The following is a 19,543-nucleotide window of genomic DNA, read 5'->3' as shown; positions in this document are numbered from 1 at the left end:
ATAGAAAACATCCTAAAACGTTAGCGGGGTATTTAGCATGACGATTCGATTTATCCTTGGTCGCTCCGGGAGCGGAAAAACAGAAACAATATTGAACGAAATAAGAGACAGATTATTTGATGAACCAATAGGAAGACCGATTATTTATCTTGTTCCAGATCAAATGACATTTGGTGCGGAATACGAATTAATCCGCACACCAAACCTGGGAGGAATGATTAGAGCTCAAACTTTCAGCTTCAGTCGTTTGGCATGGAGAGTGTTGCAGGAAACAGGCGGAATGACGCGTCAGCATCTTTCAAGCACCGGAATCCAAATGCTATTACGAAAATTAGTAGAACAATATAAACAAGAATTTAAGGTGTTTTCAAAAGCCAGTGATAAAAATGGATTTATTGAGCAATTAGAGACAATGCTAACAGAGTTTAAACGGTATTGTTTATCACCGGAAGAGTTGGAGCAATATTTAGCAGGTGCGCAAACAGAGATAGATCAAAAATCATTAACAGATAAGCTCCACGACATGGCGATTCTCTATAAACAAATGGAAATTCAATTAAGTCAGCAGTATGTTGATTCTGAAGATTATTTAAGATTGCTTGCAGAAAAAGTAAAAGACTCACATTATTTACAATCAGCCGATGTTTATATTGATGGCTTTCATAGTTTTACACCACAAGAATATGAAGTGATAGGCTCATTAATCAAGCATGCAAAAAATGTGAAAATCGCCCTTACTGCGGACAAGCCGTATGAAGAGTTTCTTCCACATGAATTGCATTTATTCCAAATGACGGGAAAAACCTATCATAAAATTCTCGAGTTGGCTAAAGAAGCAGGTAAACAAGTTGATGAACCTTTGCTTCTTAAAGAACAACATCGCTTTTATAAAAGCCCATCACTACAACATTTAGAAACATATTATGACATCAGACCAACACAAGTATTTGAAGACAGGACAAGCCTTACCATCTTTCAAGCTGCAAACCGCCGCTCTGAGATTGAAGGAATTGCAAGAAACATTCAATCACTTATGAGACAAGGTGAGTATCGTTACCGTGATATCGCTTTGCTTGTACGAAATTCAAATGAATACCGGGATGTGATTGAACAAGTTTTTCGTGATTATGAGGTGCCGTTCTTTATCGACCAAAAGCGTTCGATGCTAAATCATCCATTAGTGGAACTTATTCGTTCTACTCTGGAGGTGATCAATGGTCATTGGCGATATGAGGCTGTGTTTCGGGCGGTGAAAACAGAAATGCTGTTTCCGTTAACAGAACAACTCGAGTCTCTTCGCGAAGATATGGATTTACTGGAAAACTATGTTTTATCCTATGGTATTCAAGGGTCAAAATGGACGAAAGATGAGCGTTGGCGTTACCGACGTTTTTATTCACTTGATGATGAATTTGTCGTGACAGATGAAGAAAAACAAATGGAAGACAAATTAAATCAGCTACGGGAACTGATTGTTCAACCTGTCCAATCCCTTCATAAAAGATTAAAACGAAGTAAAACCGGACGTTCTCTTGCGGAGGCGTTGTACTTGTATTTAGAAGAATTACAGATTCCTCAAAAGCTGGAAACACTTCGTCTGAAGGCGGAGGAAAACGGACGGTTGTTAGAAGCACGAGAGCATGATCAAGTATGGCAAGCGGTTGTGAATCTATTAGATGAGTTTGTTGAAATGATGGAAGAAGAGCAGGTTTCATTAAAGCTTTTTTCTGAAATGCTTGAAACAGGTTTAGAATCGATGAAATTCTCACTCGTTCCACCTGCCATTGATCAAGTATTAATTGCAGACTTGGAAAAATCAAGGTTCTTTCATGTGAAGTGTTCTTTTATTGTTGGAGCAAATGATGGTGTCATACCGGCAAGACCAAAGGAAGAAGGGATTTTAACAGAGGATGACAGAGAGTTCCTTCACTATCAAGGTGTAGAATTAGCCCCTACAGCGAGACAACAGCTTCTTGATGAAAACTTTGTTATTTATATGGGGTTAGCTAGCCCTTCTGAAAGGTTGTTTCTTTCTTATCCAATGGCAGATGAAGAAGGTAAGGCATTGCTTCCTTCGGTAATCATTAAGCGAATGCAGGAGATGTTTCCTCAAATTGAACAGAAAAGACTGATCAATGAGCCGGAACAGTTAACAACCGAAGACCAGTTATCTTTTATCATAAATCAGAATGTAACACTTTCCTATGTGACCTCACAGTTGCAATCATGGAAAAGAGGATATCCGATTCATCCTTTGTGGTGGGATGCTTATAATTATTTTTTGAACTCAGAAACAAAGCAAATGACCAAAAGAGTGTTAGGCAGTTTATCCTATGAAAACAAATCAAAGCAGCTTAAACCGGCCATTAGCCGGGATCTGTACGGTGAGCATATTCAAGGCAGTGTGTCGCGAATGGAGAAATTTAATAGTTGTCCATTCTCCCATTTTGCCTCACACGGCTTAAAGCTTAGGGAAAGACAATTTTTCAAGCTGGAGGCACCTGACATAGGACAAATGTTCCACTCTGCTCTTAAGCTCATTTCCGATCGATTGCAGCAGTTAAAGCTTGATTGGAAGGAGCTTACAAAGGATCAATGTGAGTTACTTTCGAATGATGCTGTTGAAAGATTGGCACCACGTTTACAAAAGGAAATCTTATTGAGCTCAAATCGTTATCACTATATTAAACGCAAGCTTCAAAAAATACTTGCTCGTGCGTCAACGATCTTAAGTGAGCACGCCAAAGCAAGCGGATTTGCACCGGTTGGATTAGAGCTGGGCTTTGGTCAAGGCGGAGAGCTGCCACCAATTCGTTTTACATTGCCAAACGGCTGCACGATGGAGGTTGCAGGGAGAATTGATCGTGTGGATAAAGCAACAGGTTCAAATGGTGTGTTATTGCGAATTGTAGACTATAAATCAAGTGAAAAAAATGTTCAGCTTTCCGAAGTATATTACGGATTAGCACTGCAAATGCTCACATATTTAGACGTTATTATTTCAAATTCGCATTCTTGGCTTGGCGTGAAGGCTACTCCTGCAGGTGTGTTGTACTTCCATGTGCATGATCCGATGATTCAAGCATCAACTCTATTACCGGAAGAAAAGCTTGACGATGAAATTTTTAAGAAGTTTAAAATGAAGGGCCTCTTATTAGGTGATGAAGAAGCCGTTAAATTAATGGATAACACCTTAACGGAAGGAAGCACGTCAAATATAATTGCGGCAGGCTTAAAAAAGGATGGAGGATTCCGTTCAACTTCCGCTATAGCGAGTGAAGATGAGTTTGAGCTGTTGCGTAACCATGTTCGTTCAACATTTAAGAAAATAGGCACCAATATTACCGATGGTGTGACCGATATTAGTCCATACAAGCTAAAAGATAAAATGCCATGTACGTATTGTGAATATAGATCGGTTTGTCAATTTGATGAATCGTTAGAGGAAAACAATTTCCGTATCTTAAAAAGTGAGAAAAATGATGAAGTGCTAAGAAAACTAAGAGAGGAGGCAGGTCGTCATGAGTGAACTAATTCCGAAACCGGAAAATAGCCAATGGACTGATGATCAATGGAAAGCAATTGTGGCTAGCGGACAGGATATTTTAGTTGCAGCTGCAGCCGGTTCAGGGAAAACAGCTGTCTTAGTCGAGCGAATCATCCGGAAGATTTTAAATCGTGAAAACCCTGTTGACGTAGATTCTCTTTTAGTCGTTACGTTCACAAATGCCTCCGCTGCTGAAATGCGGAGCCGTATTGGTGAAGCGCTCGAAAAGGCGCTAAAGGAGAATCCATCATCTCTGCATTTACGAAGACAGCTTACATTGCTTAATAAGGCATCTATTTCAACATTACATTCATTTTGTTTACAGGTTGTTCGGAAGTACTACTATTTGATTAACATTGATCCAAGCTTCCGCATCGCCGATCAAACTGAGGGCCAGCTACTGATTGATGAGGTACTTGATGAAATGTTTGAAGAGGAATATAGCCGAGAAGAGAATGAAGAGTTCTTTGACTTAGTTGATCGATATACATCGGATCGAAGTGATATGGAACTTCAGTCATTAATACGGGAACTTTACTTTTTCTCCAGATCACATCCAAAACCATCTGTTTGGCTTGATCAGCTTACAGAGATGTACGATTTTGATGAAAATGAAATGAATTCATTGCCGTTTATTACGTATCTTTTGCAGGATATTGACATGCAGCTAACAGGGGCTAAAGACCAGCTGTTACAAGCTATGGAACTCACAAAGCAGCCGGCAGGCCCGGCACCAAGAGCGGAAAATTTAGAGGATGATTTAAAACAGATTGCTGAGATTCTTGCACATAAGGATTCATGGGATTTGCTTGGAGAACAACTGAAAAAATTCAAAATGACTCGTGCAAAAATTGTGAAAGGTGATCAATATGATAAAAGCCTTACAGATCAAGTGACGGCATTACGAAATGCAGCAAAAAAACAAATTGAACAGCTTCGGGATGAACTTTTTACCCGTCCGCTGGCAGCATATATTCAAGACTTCAAACACTTAAAACCTGTAATGAAAAAACTAGTGTCTCTTGTTCAACAGTTTGCAGACCGTTATGAAGGCATGAAAAAGGAAAAAGGCATTGTTGATTTTGCTGATCTGGAGCATTACTGCCTGCAAATTCTCCAAACAGAAGAAGGGCGACCAAGTGAGGCGGCTCTTTATTATAAACAACAGTTTGTCGAAGTGTTAGTTGATGAATATCAAGATACGAATCTTGTACAGGAATCGATTTTGAAATACGTCACAAAGGAAGAAGAAGCAACTGGAAATCTTTTTATGGTAGGAGATGTAAAACAATCCATCTATCGCTTCCGATTGGCGGAGCCTTTTCTCTTTTTAAGTAAGTATAAACGATTTACACAAATGCCGGAAAACAGTGGAATGCGAATTGATTTATCAAAGAACTTTCGAAGCCGTTCAGAAGTGCTTGATGGAACAAACTATTTATTTAAGCAGATAATGGGTGAGACGGTTGGAGAGATCGTATACGATCATGATGCAGAATTAAAGCTCGGAGCTGACTATCCCGAGAACCGGTTGATGAGTACTGAACTCTTACTCATTGAACGTGGTGATGAAGAAACCGGTTCTGAGAAGGAAGAATCAGATGCTGAAGGTGTTTTTGATGAACAAGAGCTGGAAACCGTACAACTTGAAGCAAGATTAATGGCTAAAAAGATTAAAACATTAATAGATGAACAGTTTCAAATTTATGATCGAGGAATCGGCGGAACACGAAATATCACATATCGTGATGTGGTGATTCTCCTTCGTTCTATGCCATGGGCTCCGCAAATAATGGAGGAGTTCAAACAAGCTGGAATACCCGTCTACGCAAATCTGTCAAATGGATATTTTGAAGCAACAGAAGTAGCCATTATGCTTTCTGTCCTAAAAATTATCGATAACCCATTTCAGGATATTCCGTTAGCTTCAGCGTTACGCTCACCTGTTGTCGGGCTAAGTGAAAATGAATTAGCATTAATTCGAACCTATGATCGAAAAGGCACGTTTTATGATGCTGTGAAAGCATTTATTGTAACTGGAGAAAAGGACCACCAAGAATTATTTCATAAATTAAACCCATTTATTGACTTGTTACAAGGATGGCGTGACTTAGCGAGGAAAGGTTCTGTTTCTGATTTAATTTGGCAGCTTTACCGTGATACAAAGTTTTTTGATTTTGTCGGCGGAATGCCTGGAGGTAAGCAGCGTCAAGCAAACCTCCGTGCACTATATGATCGGGCACGACAATATGAAGCAACATCTTTTAGAGGTTTGTTCCGCTTTTTACGTTTTATTGAAAGAATGCAGGATCGCGGGGATGATTTAGGGGCAGCTCGTGCTCTTGGTGAGCAGGAGGATGTTGTCAGATTAATGACTATCCATAGTAGTAAAGGATTGGAGTTTCCGGTTGTATTTGTTGCAGGTCTTTCCAAGCAATTTAATATGATGGATTTAAATAAAAAATATTTGCTTGATAAAGAGCTGGGATTCGGCACAAAGTTGATCAATCCTAAGTTGCGTGTTAGTTACCCAACATTACCATATATTGCACTAAAGAAAAAAATGAGAATGGAGCTTCTTGCAGAGGAAATGCGTGTCCTCTATGTCGCCCTTACTCGTGCAAAAGAAAAGCTCTACTTGTTAGGGACGTTAAAGGACCCTGATAAAACAATGACAAATTGGAGAAATCATCTTTCACATACAGAATGGCTGCTACCTGACTTTGAACGTGCAAAAGCAAAAAGCTATTTGGATTGGATTGGCCCGGCGTTAATTCGTCATAAAGATTGTATTGTACTTAGTGAAGGACAGATTTGTTTTAATGACGACATTGCAGGACATCCATCAAGATGGATCATCGAAAATGTAAAAGGGGAAGAGTTGAAAGAAACATTTAAAGCTGAGCAGGAATTAAATTATGAGCTTCTGACTTCTATTCAAGAAGGTGAAACTGTACCAATTGCAAGTGAATTGAAGGAAGCCGTTCAACATCAGCTTTCATGGTTTTATCCTTATAAGCAGGCAACAGTCAGCAGATCAAAGCAATCGGTCACAGAATTAAAAAGACAGCGTGAAGTTCAAGACGAATATAGTGATCAGCAGCTGATAAAGAAGACGGATGCACAATCACTTCTTTTTAATCGACCTAGTTTTATGCAAACAAAGTCGATTACTCCGGCGGAGAGAGGAACAGCGATGCATGCTGTCATGCAGCATATCGAACTCCAAGGAGAAATAACAGAAAAAACCATTACACAAAAGATAGAAGATCTTGTTCAAAGGGAAATTCTTACCCCTGAGCTGGCCAAAGTGATTGATGTCAATCAAATTATCGCTTTTTTCTCTTCAGATCTTGGTCAAAGAATGGTACATGCGAGACATGTTTATCGGGAGGTTCCATTTAGTTACGCATTAGACGCGGATCAACTTTATAAAGATATGAAAGATGAACCAATCTTAATACAAGGTGTCATTGACTGTTTATTTGAGGACGAGCAGGGGACTGTTTTGCTAGATTATAAGACAGATACAATCAAAGGACGCTTTAATCAGGACAGAAGAGCTGTTGAAGAAATAGTAAAGGACCGCTATCGTATACAGATAGATTTATATACAAAGGCAGTGGAAGATATACTGCACCGCCCTCTTCAGGAAAAGTACCTGTTTTTCTTTGATGGTGGTTATTTGATCAACATGTAGAAAAAGTTCATTGAAAAACATAAGTGCAATCGGTCTAATGCCGATTGCTCTTGCTATTCAAGTGGAAAACAGACCAGAAAGGAATGTTTATAAATGCGTTTATTGCATACGGCAGATTGGCATCTGGGTCGAGCTCTTGAAGGAAGAAGCCGGCTGGCAGAACAGGCACAATTTATTGATGAACTTGTCAGAATAGTAGAGGAAGAAAAGGTTGATGCCATTTTAATGGCCGGAGATGCCTTTGATACAGTGAACCCCCCTGCTGCGGCTGAACAATTATTCTATGATGGACTATCCAGATTATCGGACCATGGTAAACGCCCCATTGTTGTCATTGCAGGAAACCATGATAATCCCGATCGATTATCTGCTGCATCTCCTTTGGCAGGTAATCATTCCATTCATTTAATCGGATATCCGAAGACTGAGGTTATTAAGGTAGACATACCTGCAGTCAACCAACAAATGATGGTTGCGGCACTCGCTTACCCTTCTGAAGCACGCCTTGAGCAAGTGTTATCACAGGAACACGATGAAGTTCTCCTTCGAAATAAATATGATGAACGAATACGTGATTTATTTTCCATCATGAGTAAGCAATTTCAGCAAGATACAGTCAATATTGCCATGAGCCATATTCATGTAGCAGGTGGAAGCTCTTCTGATTCAGAGCGGCCAATCGAAGTAGGCGGGGCTTATACAGTTGCTGCAACAAGCATGCCGGAAGCTGCCCAATATGTAGCGCTGGGTCATTTGCATCGACCGCAAAATATGAAGCGTGCAAGTACGTTGACAAGATATTCTGGTTCTCCGCTTGCATATAGTTTTTCGGAAATCGGCTATACCAAATCGGTTACAATTCTTGATGCAGAACCAAATCAACCGGTTGTCATGAAAGAAATTCCGTTATCATCCGGAAAGCCTTTAGTGAAATGGAAGGCGACCGATGGAATAAGTCAGGTTCATCAATGGCTTGATGAAGGCAGAGATTCAACCGCTTGGATTGATTTAGAAATACACTTAACAAGCACATTATCCATTGAAGAAATCCATCGATTACGAAAATGGCATCCAGGTTTTATTCATATTCGCCCTGTTTTCCAAGCAGAACAGGAAGTAGCAGCAACAAGACAAGCAAATCTGCCGATTGATCAATTGTTTACACAGTTTTATGAAAAACAAACAGGTGGAGCCAAACCTGAAGATGAGCTTATTAAGCTGTTTTTGGAACTGGTCAATCAGGATGAGGTGCAAGAGGAAGGTGATGAAGCATGAAGCCTATTTCATTAAGTGTTGCTGGTCTGCATAGTTTTCGTGAAAAGCAGACCATTCAATTTGATTCTCTTTGCGATGGAGGGATTTTCGGGATTTTTGGTCCAACCGGAAGCGGAAAATCATCCATTTTAGATGCCATGACACTTGCTTTATATGGAAAAGTGGAGCGGGCGATGAACAATACACATGGCATCCTTAATCATGCGGAAGATCAGCTATCGGTTTCCTTCACCTTTGAACTTGAAAATGCTTCAGCAAAGAAAAGGTATATCGTTGAACGTGTGTTTAAACGAACAGATGATATTAGAGTGAAAACAGCTATATGCCGATTAATTGAAGAGGATGAAGAACATATTGTTCTGGCTGACAAGGCGGTGGATGTAAATGAAAAAATCTATGGATTGCTCGGGCTGACAATTGATGATTTTACTCGTGCCGTTGTGCTTCCGCAAGGAAAATTTGCTGAATTTTTATCTTTAAAAGGGGCAGAAAGAAGGCAAATGCTTCAGCGTTTATTCCATCTAGAGCAATATGGTGATCAATTGCTGAAAAAGTTAAAAAAACGCTTAGCTTCAACCCGTATTGAACGAAATGAACTGGAAGCAGAAAAAACAGGGTTAGGTGATGCGTCAGTCGAGGCAGTTGAAGAAGCGAAAAATCTTGTGAATGAAGCAAAAATCTTGTTAGAAAAGCGTCAAAAAGAGTTAGAAAGTGTCACAAAAGACTTTGAGCAAAAACAAACTCTTTGGAATTTGCAGTTGGAAAAGGCTGAAATTGAAAAAGAAATGCTAACTGTAAAAAAAGCAGAAGAACAAATTGCAGTCTTAGAAAAACAATTGAAGTCTGCAGAGGAAGCAGAGGCTTTAAGACCGTATGCAGAAGCCCTTCAGGCTAGAAAAAAGGAAAAAGTGAAGCAGAAATCAACTTGATTACTGCTAAAAAAAGCTATGAAAAAATGAAAGAAAAGTACGAAATAACAAGTCGGGAGTACGAGGAAATTCGGGCGGAAAAAGCGGAACAGGAACCGGTGCTTGTAGCAAAGCGTGAGAAACTATTACAGTTGCAAAAGGTTGAAGAGGAGCTTGAACAGGAGCGAAAGCTCCTTCAAGAAGCAGAAAAAGAGTACACTAACCTGCAAAATCAGCGGGAACATCATCAGACATTATTAGTAAAGGCTCAACAGTTAGTAGAAAAAGCGGTTAATAAACAACAAGTATTAAAAGATGAGCTGCAAAACAATGTGGTAACGACAAAGGATCGTGATCAAGCACGTGGTGCTATAGATGCAAAACAACATGTACTTAGAAGTAAGCAGCAATATGTTGAAACAGCTGAATTACTAAATAGAAAAACAAAAGCTATTCAGACCGAAAAGGAGAAAGACGGTTTAACAACCGAGCAATTACAAAGAAGTAAACAACAGTTAATAACACATTTCCGTGAGTTAAATAAGCTGTATTACTATGTAGCTGAGCGGGAAAATGAATATAAGCAGACAGTTTCAATCGCTAAAAATAGAGTGGAAAAAGCGGTTAAGGAAGAAGAAAAGGCGAAAAGCGAAAAACTTGCATATGAATTAGTTAAGGATTTAAAAGAAGGTGAGCCTTGTCCGGTTTGTGGATCTTGTCAACATCCTAGTCCTGTTCATGCTGAACCAGATCATGACAAGCTGGATAGTTTGTCAGAATCAATGAAGCAACAGCTTGAACAGCTGCAAATGTTAGGGCATGAGCCACAATCTTTAAAGGTGAAGGCGGAAGGTTTATCAGAGCAGCTTGTTTCAGAATTTGAATTTTTGCAACCAGTGAAACAAACAGAAGATATTCAAGTAAACGAAATACTCCAAAATGCTCAGGATGTATCAATTGAACAAATGTCTCACCTTCTTCAAACTGAATTCAAACGACTAACCCAGGATTATTTACAAGTAAGAGATGCTATAGAGAAACTGGTAAAACAGTACCGCGAATGCCAGAAGGAGGAAATAAGAAGGAAAGACAGTATCTCCTCAGCGGTTTTGGATGCTAAAGAGTGGGAAGATAAGGTGAATTCATACAAGGAAAGCTATGAACAAAGCTTATCTTATTATAATGAGAAATTCGCAGGGATCCCTTTTGAAGAGGTTGAAAAGAGACAACAAGAAATTTCGGAAAAAGATGCTGCCAATGAACTTCTAACAGAAAGAATTCAAAAAAGTTTCTCTTTTATTGAAGAACAACAAGCTTTAGTGAAAGAACAAGAACAGATGAATCAGCAACTAACAGAGCAGCAAATTGCCTTAAATGCAACGTTGCAAAATCGTCGTTCATCCGTCAAGGATAAGGAAGAAATGCTAAATGGAATAACAATTGAGATGACCATTGCCGCACAAATTCAGGAAACTGAATCACAAATTAAGAATTTGATAGAGAAAGAAAATAATTTATATCAATTATGGCAAAAAGAGTCAAACGAGCTTCATACACTGCAAAGTGAACAAACAGCACATGAAAAATCATTAAACCAAGCATCCAGACAAGTTGAAGAGTCTGAGAAAGCCTGGGAACAAGCCAAACATAACACAGAATTTTTAACGATTGAAGAAACACTGGCTTCTCTATTATCTTCTGATGAGAGACAACAAATGAAACTGAAAATAGTAGCCTTTAAGGATAAAATGAAACAACTTAACACAGACTTAAATCGAATCGAAGGGAAATTAGAAGGAAAAGCGGTCACACCAGAGCAATGGAATCACATCCAAATGATAAGACATGAGATGAAGCTGCAAACAGACGAAGCTGTTGCAAATAAAGGAGCAGTAATAAATGCATTAGAAGTGCTGCTTGAAAAACATGAACGCTTTACAGCTATTGAAAATAAGCAAAAAGAACTTGATGACATGCTGCAAAAACTTGAAAAGCTTCAATCAGTATTTAAAGGAAATAGCTTTGTAGAATATGTGGCAGAAGAACAACTGCAGCAAGTCAGTCGAGATGCTTCTGAACGTTTATCTCTGTTAACACGTGGCCGCTATGCAATCGAAGTGGATTCTCAAGGTGGCTTCATTATGAGAGATGACGCAAATGGCGGAGTCAGACGCCCTGTTTCAACACTCTCCGGTGGGGAAACCTTCCTCACATCTTTAGCTCTTGCGTTATCATTATCAACTCAGATTCAATTAAGGGGAGAATACCCGCTTCAATTTTTCTTCTTAGATGAAGGATTTGGTACACTGGATGTTGAGCTACTTGATACCGTGATTTCAGCACTGGAAAAGCTTCAAGCACAAAACCTGTCAGTTGGAGTAATAAGTCATGTCCAGGAATTAAGGGCGAGATTACAAAGAAAACTAATTGTCGAACCGGCCGAACCTTCCGGAAAAGGAACTTCTGTTTATGTAGAATCTCTCTGATGCTAAAAGGATTGAAGAAGATATGGGGAAGAAAAAGGAAATCGGTACATGTGAATTATGTGAAAGAGAAGAGGTTGAAACAACCATTCACCATTTAACACCTAAGGAAATGGGCGGAACCTTTTTACCGACAGCCAAGCTCTGTATAGCCTGCCATAAACAAATTCATGCACTCTATACGAACGAGGAATTAGCAGCGAGGCTATCAACAATCCAAGAGTTAAAGCAAGATGAAAAACTCAAAATCTTCATTAAATGGATTCGTAAGCAACCATCAACAAAGTTGGTTCAAACGAGAAAATCAAATGAACGGAAACAAAAAAGGCGTTAAAAATGGTCAAGGTTATTGCTTGACCATTTTTTTACGGTTTTAAATCCTGATAAAAGGAAGATGCTGTAACAACATCCTCCTTTTTTAACAATCTGTTTAATTATTAGCAACCATATTTTGATCAGCTACATCAGGATCAATTAAATTTGTAGCACTTATTCCATTATTAACAATATGGAAATCACCTGTGTTTCCCCCGCCAGACCCTGAGGCGGACTTTGACTGGTTTTTTGGAGCAAGATAGAACGTGTCACCAAAATTAACTACGCCTCCACCTACATGATTAATCTTAATCGGACCGACAATTGCTGGCATATAAAACATCCTTTATAGTTTACTACTACATTACAATATGCTGGGTATTTTAAATATGTTCTGACTACACTGAAACATCTGCCAGGCCTTTCTCTATCCATTTTCACCCTTTAATTGTCGGATATGTTTCACTCTGGCTTCAGCTATAATGTCTTTTGTAGATCCAATGTGAAAAACAGCAGAACTTGAAAGAGCTGCAATATTAACAAAAGAAACATTGATCGTTGGTTGTTCATGGAAAAAATTTGTTGTTATCGCTTCATAGATAATCGGTTGAGGAATTTCTTCCTGAAAGGCTTGAAACATAGAGGTATCTCCTTCATAGTCGAAAAACCTTTCCTCCTCACGCTGTACGGCCAGGACATTTGTTGAAGGCTTTATCTGAAAAGAATCACCAATCTGAAAAACAGAACTTAGCCCAACAGAATTTACATAAGCGGATGAAACATTTGACTGCCGATTAATCATTGTGGAGCCAACGGTACAAGCGGACCGATAATTAGTGATTCAGGAGGCGTATCAAAGACAGATGATAGCGAAATGGTTTGTGTATCTCCAATAAGGAAAACCGATGAACTCGCTACCCCGACAATACGGATGTTACCAACCTCTATATTCCGATTCACAACTGTAAAATTCATAAGAAAATTCACTCCTTTATCCCATTCTTAACGGGCAGTAAGCCTCTGACTTCAAGGTTCGAGAGAAACATAGAAGATAAGTGGAAGATAACTACCGGTAAAGACCCGATAAATGATTGACGTCCAAGTCAGGCGAAGCCACAGGATATGGCGTTTTGGGCGTGATAAGTTTCGCTATCCACCAGTGGGGGATGAAGAAAATTCCCACTGATGGTAGTCTCACTTTACTGAACAGAATCTTTAGGCAAGTGCTGTAAAAAATGATTTATGGAATTCTCAACATCCTTTTTCACTAAAGCGAAAATTTCCTGTTTCTTAGTTTCAAGAGAGTCCTGATTCGTTAATGGCTGGAGATTTAAGTAATATTGAATTCGACTATCAATTTGTTTTCGAATATCTGCGATAATATGCTGGCGATGAGGTTCATCAAGCTTTAAATCATATTGTTTCTCGGCATGATGAATATATTGGACACAATCATGACTTAAAAAGTGATGAATATCATGTGAGCATTTTTTTAACAATTGATCACGAAGCTGTTGTTGGCCTCCATTTACATTCATTCCGTTTTGTTGAACCTCAAAGTTATCGATTTGATCAGGATCGGTTGGATTTAGTCCAATATTTAACACACCATCAAGTTGTTCTACTTTTAATTGATCAAATTTATATTCAATTCTTTCAATATTTGTGACAGGTTGATTTTTTAATTTTTCAATGTCAGTGCGAAGACCTGTTATTTGTTTGGTAAGTTGTTGAATCATTTTGTCTTGCTGCTGAACATAATGATGCATTTGCTGTAAATAATTCATCATATCGTTATAGTTCAAAGTCATTCACCCACCTTTGTTTCTCGCTCAACAGTTGTTACACATAGTGTATGCACACAATGAAAAATGGGTGAATGCCTAGAACATTTATGATGCGGCAGTCGGCGAGGTTAATGGAACAACAAGACCATCTGTGGAAGGTGATTGAACACCTGTTGGCGTTGCTGTTTCAATTTGAGGTGCCGGTTGATAAAAGCCGCCGGTATTATACAAATTTGATAAAGGCTTAATCATGCCTGCACTCCCAATCTGCAATACCGAAGAGTTACTAACTGCATCTACTCGGAGGTAATTAATACAGATTGATTGATTAATATAAAAATTCATCATTACACTTCCTTTGTGTTAAAGGCTATGATATGGGTTAAAAGTTTCCGGTGATCGGCTGGTCAACAACATCATTATCATACGTATTAGTAACTGAGTTTTGATTGTATATGTTCAATCCATCACCTGTATTAAATGAACCTGCACCTGCAAATGTTTTAACCTCACTATGAGGAGAAATGGTAATAACATCTCCAACATGCACGATGCTGCTTGTTCCTACACTATTTACCTTAAAAGCTCCTACAATAGCTGGCATTTTTAACATCCTTTGGCATGAAAATGAAAAACAAGAGAGAACATTTGTGACAATTACCTAGTTTTAGAATATGAAGCAGGTGGAAAGGGTGTGAACAATGGGGAGAAAAATACGTGTTGAAGAGATCGTTATCGATCATGATATATTGGGAGGGAAACATGGAACTTTATTTGTTAAACATTTCGGGCACTCCCTTTTAATGTTTCTTTGTTAAGTCCTTTTATTTCTTGTAGAAGCAATAAGTCTAACTCTTGACTGCACTGAATCGTTTTAGTTGAATTAATTCCATAATGTAGAGCTGTTTTAATTAATTGCTGTCTCTTACGTTCAATTTCATTCACTGGCATATATGGTATTCTCCATTTCGCTAATTTCTATGAGTATTGGACAAGAATATTATACAATGTTTACATGATGAAAAGCGTATATTTGATAAAAATTCCTAAAATTATACAAAAATTTACATAAAGGAAATCCTCTTCTTTATAGCGAATATAGAACATAACTAGATCTGAACATAAAAGGAAAAAGGAAAGGTAAAACTAAAAAGCTTTGTTATAGTACGAACAAATGAGGGAGGAAAAACAGTGAAATTTGTTACAGCTATTATACATAATGAGCCGTTTGTCGGTTTATTACATGAAGAAAAAATAATCGACATACATAAAGCGGAACAGGTAATCTTTGAAATGACCTCTTTCCCAAAAACATTAGATGAATGTGTTGCGTTTGGTGATAAATTCATCCAAAATGTTAAGCAAATCGTCGATAAGTTGAAGGATGCAGACAGGGTGGAAAGCTATGTATATGCGATAACTGATGTGACTATTTTAGCCCCCATACCGAGGCCGGCAAAAAACATATTCTGTGTAGGAAAGAATTATCGGGAGCATGCGATTGAAATGGGAACGGAAGAAGATATACCAAAGCATGTAATGCTTTTTTCAAAAGCACCGACGACCGTTATCGGCCATGAACAAGAAATTGATCCACATTCCCATATCACAACTGAATTGGATTACGAGGGTGAATTAGCGATTGTAATAGGCAAAAAGGGAAAGCGTATTGGCGAGGCTGAAGCAATGGACTATGTATTTGGCTATACGATTGTTAATGATATTACAGCGCGAAATCTACAAGCACAGCATAAGCAATTTTTATTGGGCAAAAGCTTAGACACATCTTGTCCAATTGGTCCGTACTTAGTTCATAAATCTGCGATCTCAGATCCATATGATCTTACCATAAAAACAAAAGTGAATGATGAAATTAGACAAGATGGTCATACAAAGGATATGATTTTTTCAATTGAGCATATCATTTCAACAATTTCACAGGGAACAACATTAGAACCGGGAGATATCATCGCAACAGGAACTCCTGCTGGTGTAGGAAAAGGATTTAAGCCGCCTAAGTTTCTACAACCGGGTGATGTGATAGAAATCGAGATTGAGGGAATCGGAACATTACGAAATACGGTGTCAAGGTAAGGAAATGGAAGGAGTCTGTCTTTGGATTTGACTTCTTTTTTACTTTAAGATCCTAATATTCACAGGAAGTTCATTCTTTTCATGTTAATTTTTTAATATTTGCAGTAAATCATGCTAAAATAGGGTTGTCTGTGATCAGTTTAAGGAGGAAAAAATATGACACATGCACACATAACAACCTGGGTTGTTGCGATTATTTTATTCTTTGTCGCACACTCGCTGTATAAGTCTGGAAAAGAAAAGCCGTCTAAAATTGTACATATGGTTCTAAGATTATTTTACATTTTAATTATTGTGACAGGTGGTTTGCTTGTATCAGCTATTTATAAGATAGATGGCGAATACATTGCGAAAATGATCTTGGGTGTGTGGACCATTGGAGCAATGGAAATGGTATTAGTCCGCTTGAAAAAAGGGAAGCCAACAAGAGTATTTTGGATTCAATTTGTGATTGTTGTGATTCTTACGATTTTATTAGGAATGCGTTTACCTTTAGGAATCTGGAGCTTTTCGTAAAAAAAAATGCCTTCTCTTACTTAAGAGTAGGCATTTTTTTGTTCACAGGTAAGATAGTATAGAATTTCGTCATTAGTTTTCGTGTCTAGCTCCGAAGCACAGGACGTGCAAGTGCAGTCGTGGAGAGTGACGTCGCGTAGTTAGACTGCCAGCGCCTATCGCCTATCAAACTTCAGATCATCTCCCTACGATAAGTCAACATCGGTTCGCTTACCGTGTTCCCTAAAGCTTTAGTCGATGCTCCTCCAGTTTGTACGGCGATGACCAAGGCGCTTGCGCATTTCTAATAAAACTTACTGCAAACCAATCTTCTCTCTCCAAGGCTTGTTGTCATTTCCAGCCGGTCTGAGGAGTGAACCCCTCTTTCAAAGTGATGTTGAATTCCGAGTATGCATTCTTCATTGTCCAGTTGATAAAAAGATACTCCTTTTTTATGAACGCGATTTTCAAGAAATAATAATTGGTTATATGAATAAATACAGTCATAAGGTGAGAAGCCAAGTGAGTTAATTTGCTTAATTAACCGGACAAATGTCTCATCTTGTAGTTCCTTCAACATTTCATCTAGTGCAACCGGTAGCTTTTTTCGTACGCGAACAGTATCACCATCATTGACTGAATAAGTCCCCGTATTTGTTTTAATCTTACCCAAACCTATCCATACCCCGGTTTTCCACCCTGAAGATTGCAAAATTTCTATATGCGAATTGTTAATCTCATCTAATAAAAGAAGCTCATCATTCATATCATCATAAATGACGTACTGATCATTCGCTACTTCGATCAGTCCGGTTAAATACGAACGTTTTTGGTTTAATAGCAGATCTGTCCGTTTTAATGGAAACATGATATTTACCTCCAAATCATTCTGACACGATTTTGTGTTGTTACTCGTTTTAGACAAAAGTGAGTAAGTTTATGCATGGATATTTTTGATTAGGACAATTCAACATTGTTATGTCATGGGCATAGACTAGGTACACCTGTTGGAGTAATTGGCGTGAGAATATATAACATGGATTGTAAACAGATGAGGGAGATGATATGTAAATGTGTGGAATCACAGGGTGGGTTAACTTTAAGGGACATTTACGCACGGAAAAAGAAACCATTAAAAAGATGGCAGAAACTTTATCCAAAAGGGGACCAGACGATACAAATATTTGGGGAGAAGACCATGTGCTGTTCGGTCATAAACGTTTAGTCGTTGTTGATCCGGCTGGTGGTATTCAGCCAATGACAAGAACAAAGAATGGTCACACTTATACCATTTGCTATAATGGTGAGCTTTATAATACAGAGGATATTCGGAGAGAACTTCTTGCAAAAGGGTACACATTTAAAGGACATTCCGATACAGAGGTGCTCCTCCAATCATATATAGAATGGGAAGAAGAATGTGTCCACCGATTAAATGGGATTTTTGCTTTTGCAGTTTGGGATACATCAAAGGAAAAACTTTTTATTGGAAGAGATCGATTAGGAGTAAAACCTTTATTTTATAAGGAAGAAAATGGCTCACTTCTTTTTGGGTCAGAGCTTAAAGCGATCCTGGCACATCCATCGGTTTCTGCGAAATTAGATAAAACAGGTTTATCTGAAATATTTGGCGTTGGTCCGGCTCGTACACCTGGTGTTGGTGTATTTAAAGGCATTGATGAACTCCGTCCGGCACATGCATTAGTGTATACGAAAAACGGCTTGAAAAAATGGCGCTATTGGGATGTTGAAAGCAAACCACATGAAGATACTGTAGAAGAAACATCAGAAAAGGTACGCTCTTTATTTACGGATGCAGTAACAAGACAACTGGTATCAGACGTCCCACTTTGTACATTCCTTTCAGGCGGGGTAGATTCCAGTGCCATTACAGCAATTGCTGCCGAACATTACAGAAAAGAAGGGAAGGGGCAGCTTCATACGTATTCAATCGATTACGAGGATAATGAGAAGTTTTTTAAGGCAAATGAGTTTCAGCCGAACTCGGATGGCCCATGGATTCAAAAAATGAGTGACGAATTCAATACTGTTCACCATCGCTGTGTGATTACTCAGCAAGAGTTAGTCGACCATCTCATCGAAGCTACATCTGTACGTGACCTTCCGGGTATGGCTGATGTTGATTCATCATTGCTTTGGTTTTGCCGTGAAATAAAAAATGACTTTGTTGTAGGTCTATCAGGTGAATGTGCGGATGAAATTTTTGGGGGATATCCATGGTTTCACCGTCCTGAAGATTTAGCCAGCTCCGGCTTTCCCTGGATGCGTTCAACAGATGAAAGAATGTCATTATTAAAACCTGAGTGGCAAAATAAATTACAATTACATGAATATGTTCAGGCTCGACATCAGGAAACGTTGAAAGAAACACCATTGCTTGAAGGTGAATCAGAAATTGAAACAAAAAGACGACAACTCTTTTATTTAAATATACATTGGTTTATGACAAATTTATTGGATCGAAAAGATCGAATGAGTATGGGGGCAAGCTTGGAGGTTCGTGTTCCATTTGCTGATCATCGTCTTGTTGAATATGTATGGAATATTCCTTGGGACATGAAAATGTATGGTGACCGTGAAAAAGGCATTCTTCGAAAAGCATTAGAAGGAATTTTGCCAAATGAGGTCCTCTATCGGAAGAAAAGTCCTTATCCAAAAACACATAACCCTGAGTATACGAGATTAGTGAAAAATTGGCTGCTATCCCTTGTGGATGGGAAGGATTCCATATTGCATGAACTTCTCAACAAGCAAAAGCTCAACGATATAATTGAAACAGAGGGGAAGGCATTCCAGGTTCCATGGTTCGGCCAATTAATGTCAGGTCCACAGCTTCTAGCCCATTTGGCGCAAATCCATGTCTGGTTTGACAACTATTCAATTGATATTGATGAAAGATAAGAGATTACGAGAAAAGT

The 19,543-nt window shown here is 38.7% G+C and carries 16 protein-coding genes and 1 pseudogene; 9 read left to right on the top strand and 8 right to left on the bottom strand.

The window, feature by feature from the left end:
* Positions 1–37 precede the first annotated feature (37 nt).
* From addB to AC0L8O_RS18380, 6 genes and pseudogenes are all read left to right on the top strand, one after another.
* On the top strand, positions 38–3,529 hold the full coding sequence (gene addB / locus AC0L8O_RS18405) for a helicase-exonuclease AddAB subunit AddB (RefSeq protein WP_473444360.1): 3,492 nt from the start codon (positions 38–40) through the stop codon (positions 3,527–3,529).
* The gene (addA, locus tag AC0L8O_RS18400) at positions 3,522–7,247 is read left to right on the top strand and encodes a helicase-exonuclease AddAB subunit AddA (protein ID WP_473444358.1); all 3,726 of its coding nucleotides are present in this window, start codon (positions 3,522–3,524) and stop codon (positions 7,245–7,247) included. Before addB ends, addA begins: the two co-directional genes overlap by 8 nt.
* Positions 7,248–7,340: 93 nt before the next feature.
* Positions 7,341–8,522 (top strand): exonuclease SbcCD subunit D, encoded by a 1,182-nt coding sequence (locus AC0L8O_RS18395; RefSeq protein ID WP_473444356.1) that lies wholly within the window; start codon positions 7,341–7,343, stop codon positions 8,520–8,522.
* On the top strand, positions 8,519–9,451 hold the full coding sequence (locus AC0L8O_RS18390; protein ID WP_473444354.1) for an AAA family ATPase: 933 nt from the start codon (positions 8,519–8,521) through the stop codon (positions 9,449–9,451). Before AC0L8O_RS18395 ends, AC0L8O_RS18390 begins: the two co-directional genes overlap by 4 nt.
* A 1,877-nt stretch (positions 9,452–11,328) precedes the next feature.
* Positions 11,329–11,916: pseudogene (locus tag AC0L8O_RS18385) on the top strand (SbcC/MukB-like Walker B domain-containing protein); the annotation flags it as partial.
* Positions 11,917–11,938: 22 nt separating this feature from the next.
* A complete protein-coding gene (locus AC0L8O_RS18380; RefSeq protein WP_473444352.1) occupies positions 11,939–12,247 on the top strand; it encodes an HNH endonuclease in 309 nt (102 codons plus the stop codon).
* A gap of 96 nt (positions 12,248–12,343) precedes the next feature.
* On the opposite strand, the gene AC0L8O_RS18375 is transcribed toward AC0L8O_RS18380, so the two are convergent.
* From AC0L8O_RS18375 to AC0L8O_RS18345, 7 genes are all read right to left on the bottom strand, one after another.
* The gene (locus AC0L8O_RS18375; protein ID WP_473444350.1) at positions 12,344–12,562 is read right to left on the bottom strand and encodes a spore germination protein; all 219 of its coding nucleotides are present in this window, start codon (positions 12,560–12,562) and stop codon (positions 12,344–12,346) included.
* 93 nt (positions 12,563–12,655) lie between these two features.
* On the bottom strand, positions 12,656–13,030 hold the full coding sequence (locus AC0L8O_RS18370) for a spore germination protein GerPE (RefSeq protein ID WP_473444348.1): 375 nt from the start codon (positions 13,028–13,030) through the stop codon (positions 12,656–12,658).
* Complete coding sequence (locus AC0L8O_RS18365) at positions 13,027–13,203, bottom strand: spore gernimation protein GerPD (protein ID WP_026561271.1); 177 nt, start codon at positions 13,201–13,203, stop codon at positions 13,027–13,029. The genes AC0L8O_RS18370 and AC0L8O_RS18365 overlap by 4 nt, the downstream gene beginning before the upstream one ends.
* 224 nt (positions 13,204–13,427) lie before the next feature.
* Positions 13,428–14,039 (bottom strand): spore germination protein GerPC, encoded by a 612-nt coding sequence (gene gerPC, locus AC0L8O_RS18360; protein ID WP_084043048.1) that lies wholly within the window; start codon positions 14,037–14,039, stop codon positions 13,428–13,430.
* Positions 14,040–14,120: 81 nt separating this feature from the next.
* Positions 14,121–14,360: a spore germination protein GerPB gene (locus tag AC0L8O_RS18355; RefSeq protein WP_473449013.1), complete on the bottom strand. Its 240-nt coding sequence runs from the start codon at positions 14,358–14,360 to the stop codon at positions 14,121–14,123.
* 37 nt (positions 14,361–14,397) lie between these two features.
* Positions 14,398–14,619: a spore germination protein gene (locus AC0L8O_RS18350; protein ID WP_026561274.1), complete on the bottom strand. Its 222-nt coding sequence runs from the start codon at positions 14,617–14,619 to the stop codon at positions 14,398–14,400.
* A gap of 173 nt (positions 14,620–14,792) precedes the next feature.
* Positions 14,793–14,966: an aspartyl-phosphate phosphatase Spo0E family protein gene (locus AC0L8O_RS18345; protein WP_473444345.1), complete on the bottom strand. Its 174-nt coding sequence runs from the start codon at positions 14,964–14,966 to the stop codon at positions 14,793–14,795.
* A 240-nt stretch (positions 14,967–15,206) separates the two neighbouring features.
* On the opposite strand from AC0L8O_RS18345, the gene AC0L8O_RS18340 reads away from it, so the two are divergent.
* Together AC0L8O_RS18340 and AC0L8O_RS18335 are read left to right on the top strand one after the other, a co-directional pair.
* Positions 15,207–16,109, top strand: a complete 903-nt coding sequence (locus AC0L8O_RS18340) for a fumarylacetoacetate hydrolase family protein (RefSeq protein ID WP_473444343.1) — start codon at positions 15,207–15,209, stop codon at positions 16,107–16,109.
* 156 nt (positions 16,110–16,265) lie between these two features.
* Positions 16,266–16,625 carry a YisL family protein gene (locus tag AC0L8O_RS18335; RefSeq protein WP_026561276.1) on the top strand — a complete coding sequence of 120 codons (360 nt, stop codon included), beginning with the start codon at positions 16,266–16,268 and terminating at the stop codon, positions 16,623–16,625.
* Positions 16,626–16,908: 283 nt separating this feature from the next.
* Here the strand turns inward: AC0L8O_RS18335 and AC0L8O_RS18330 are convergent, their stop codons facing one another.
* Positions 16,909–17,472 (bottom strand): DUF2777 family protein, encoded by a 564-nt coding sequence (locus AC0L8O_RS18330; protein ID WP_473444341.1) that lies wholly within the window; start codon positions 17,470–17,472, stop codon positions 16,909–16,911.
* A gap of 203 nt (positions 17,473–17,675) precedes the next feature.
* On the opposite strand from AC0L8O_RS18330, the gene asnB reads away from it, so the two are divergent.
* A complete protein-coding gene (gene asnB, locus AC0L8O_RS18325) occupies positions 17,676–19,526 on the top strand; it encodes an asparagine synthase (glutamine-hydrolyzing) (RefSeq protein WP_473444339.1) in 1,851 nt (616 codons plus the stop codon).
* Positions 19,527–19,543 lie beyond the last annotated feature (17 nt).

It is taken from the genome of Metabacillus sp. KJ11-3, assembly GCF_055808295.1.
The sequence above is the reverse complement of the archived record's forward strand: the minus strand, read 5'-3'. Positions and strand labels throughout refer to the sequence as shown.

Excerpts from the sequence above, each read along its gene's own strand:
- AC0L8O_RS18395 (WP_473444356.1), top strand. The coding sequence starts at position 7,341 with ATGCGTTTATTGCATACGGCAGATTGGCATCTGGGTCGAGCTCTTGAA.
- AC0L8O_RS18330 (WP_473444341.1), bottom strand. The coding sequence starts at position 17,472 with ATGTTTCCATTAAAACGGACAGATCTGCTATTAAACCAAAAACGTTCG.
- addA (WP_473444358.1), top strand. The coding sequence starts at position 3,522 with ATGAGTGAACTAATTCCGAAACCGGAAAATAGCCAATGGACTGATGAT.
- AC0L8O_RS18365 (WP_026561271.1), bottom strand. The coding sequence starts at position 13,203 with ATGAATTTTACAGTTGTGAATCGGAATATAGAGGTTGGTAACATCCGT.
- gerPC (WP_084043048.1), bottom strand. The coding sequence starts at position 14,039 with ATGACTTTGAACTATAACGATATGATGAATTATTTACAGCAAATGCAT.
- AC0L8O_RS18345 (WP_473444345.1), bottom strand. The coding sequence starts at position 14,966 with ATGCCAGTGAATGAAATTGAACGTAAGAGACAGCAATTAATTAAAACA.
- AC0L8O_RS18375 (WP_473444350.1), bottom strand. The coding sequence starts at position 12,562 with ATGCCAGCAATTGTCGGTCCGATTAAGATTAATCATGTAGGTGGAGGC.
- AC0L8O_RS18380 (WP_473444352.1), top strand. The coding sequence starts at position 11,939 with ATGGGGAAGAAAAAGGAAATCGGTACATGTGAATTATGTGAAAGAGAA.
- AC0L8O_RS18355 (WP_473449013.1), bottom strand. The coding sequence starts at position 14,360 with ATGAATTTTTATATTAATCAATCAATCTGTATTAATTACCTCCGAGTA.
- AC0L8O_RS18370 (WP_473444348.1), bottom strand. The coding sequence starts at position 13,030 with ATGATTAATCGGCAGTCAAATGTTTCATCCGCTTATGTAAATTCTGTT.
- AC0L8O_RS18350 (WP_026561274.1), bottom strand. The coding sequence starts at position 14,619 with ATGCCAGCTATTGTAGGAGCTTTTAAGGTAAATAGTGTAGGAACAAGC.
- asnB (WP_473444339.1), top strand. The coding sequence starts at position 17,676 with ATGTGTGGAATCACAGGGTGGGTTAACTTTAAGGGACATTTACGCACG.
- AC0L8O_RS18390 (WP_473444354.1), top strand. The coding sequence starts at position 8,519 with ATGAAGCCTATTTCATTAAGTGTTGCTGGTCTGCATAGTTTTCGTGAA.
- addB (WP_473444360.1), top strand. The coding sequence starts at position 38 with ATGACGATTCGATTTATCCTTGGTCGCTCCGGGAGCGGAAAAACAGAA.
- AC0L8O_RS18335 (WP_026561276.1), top strand. The coding sequence starts at position 16,266 with ATGACACATGCACACATAACAACCTGGGTTGTTGCGATTATTTTATTC.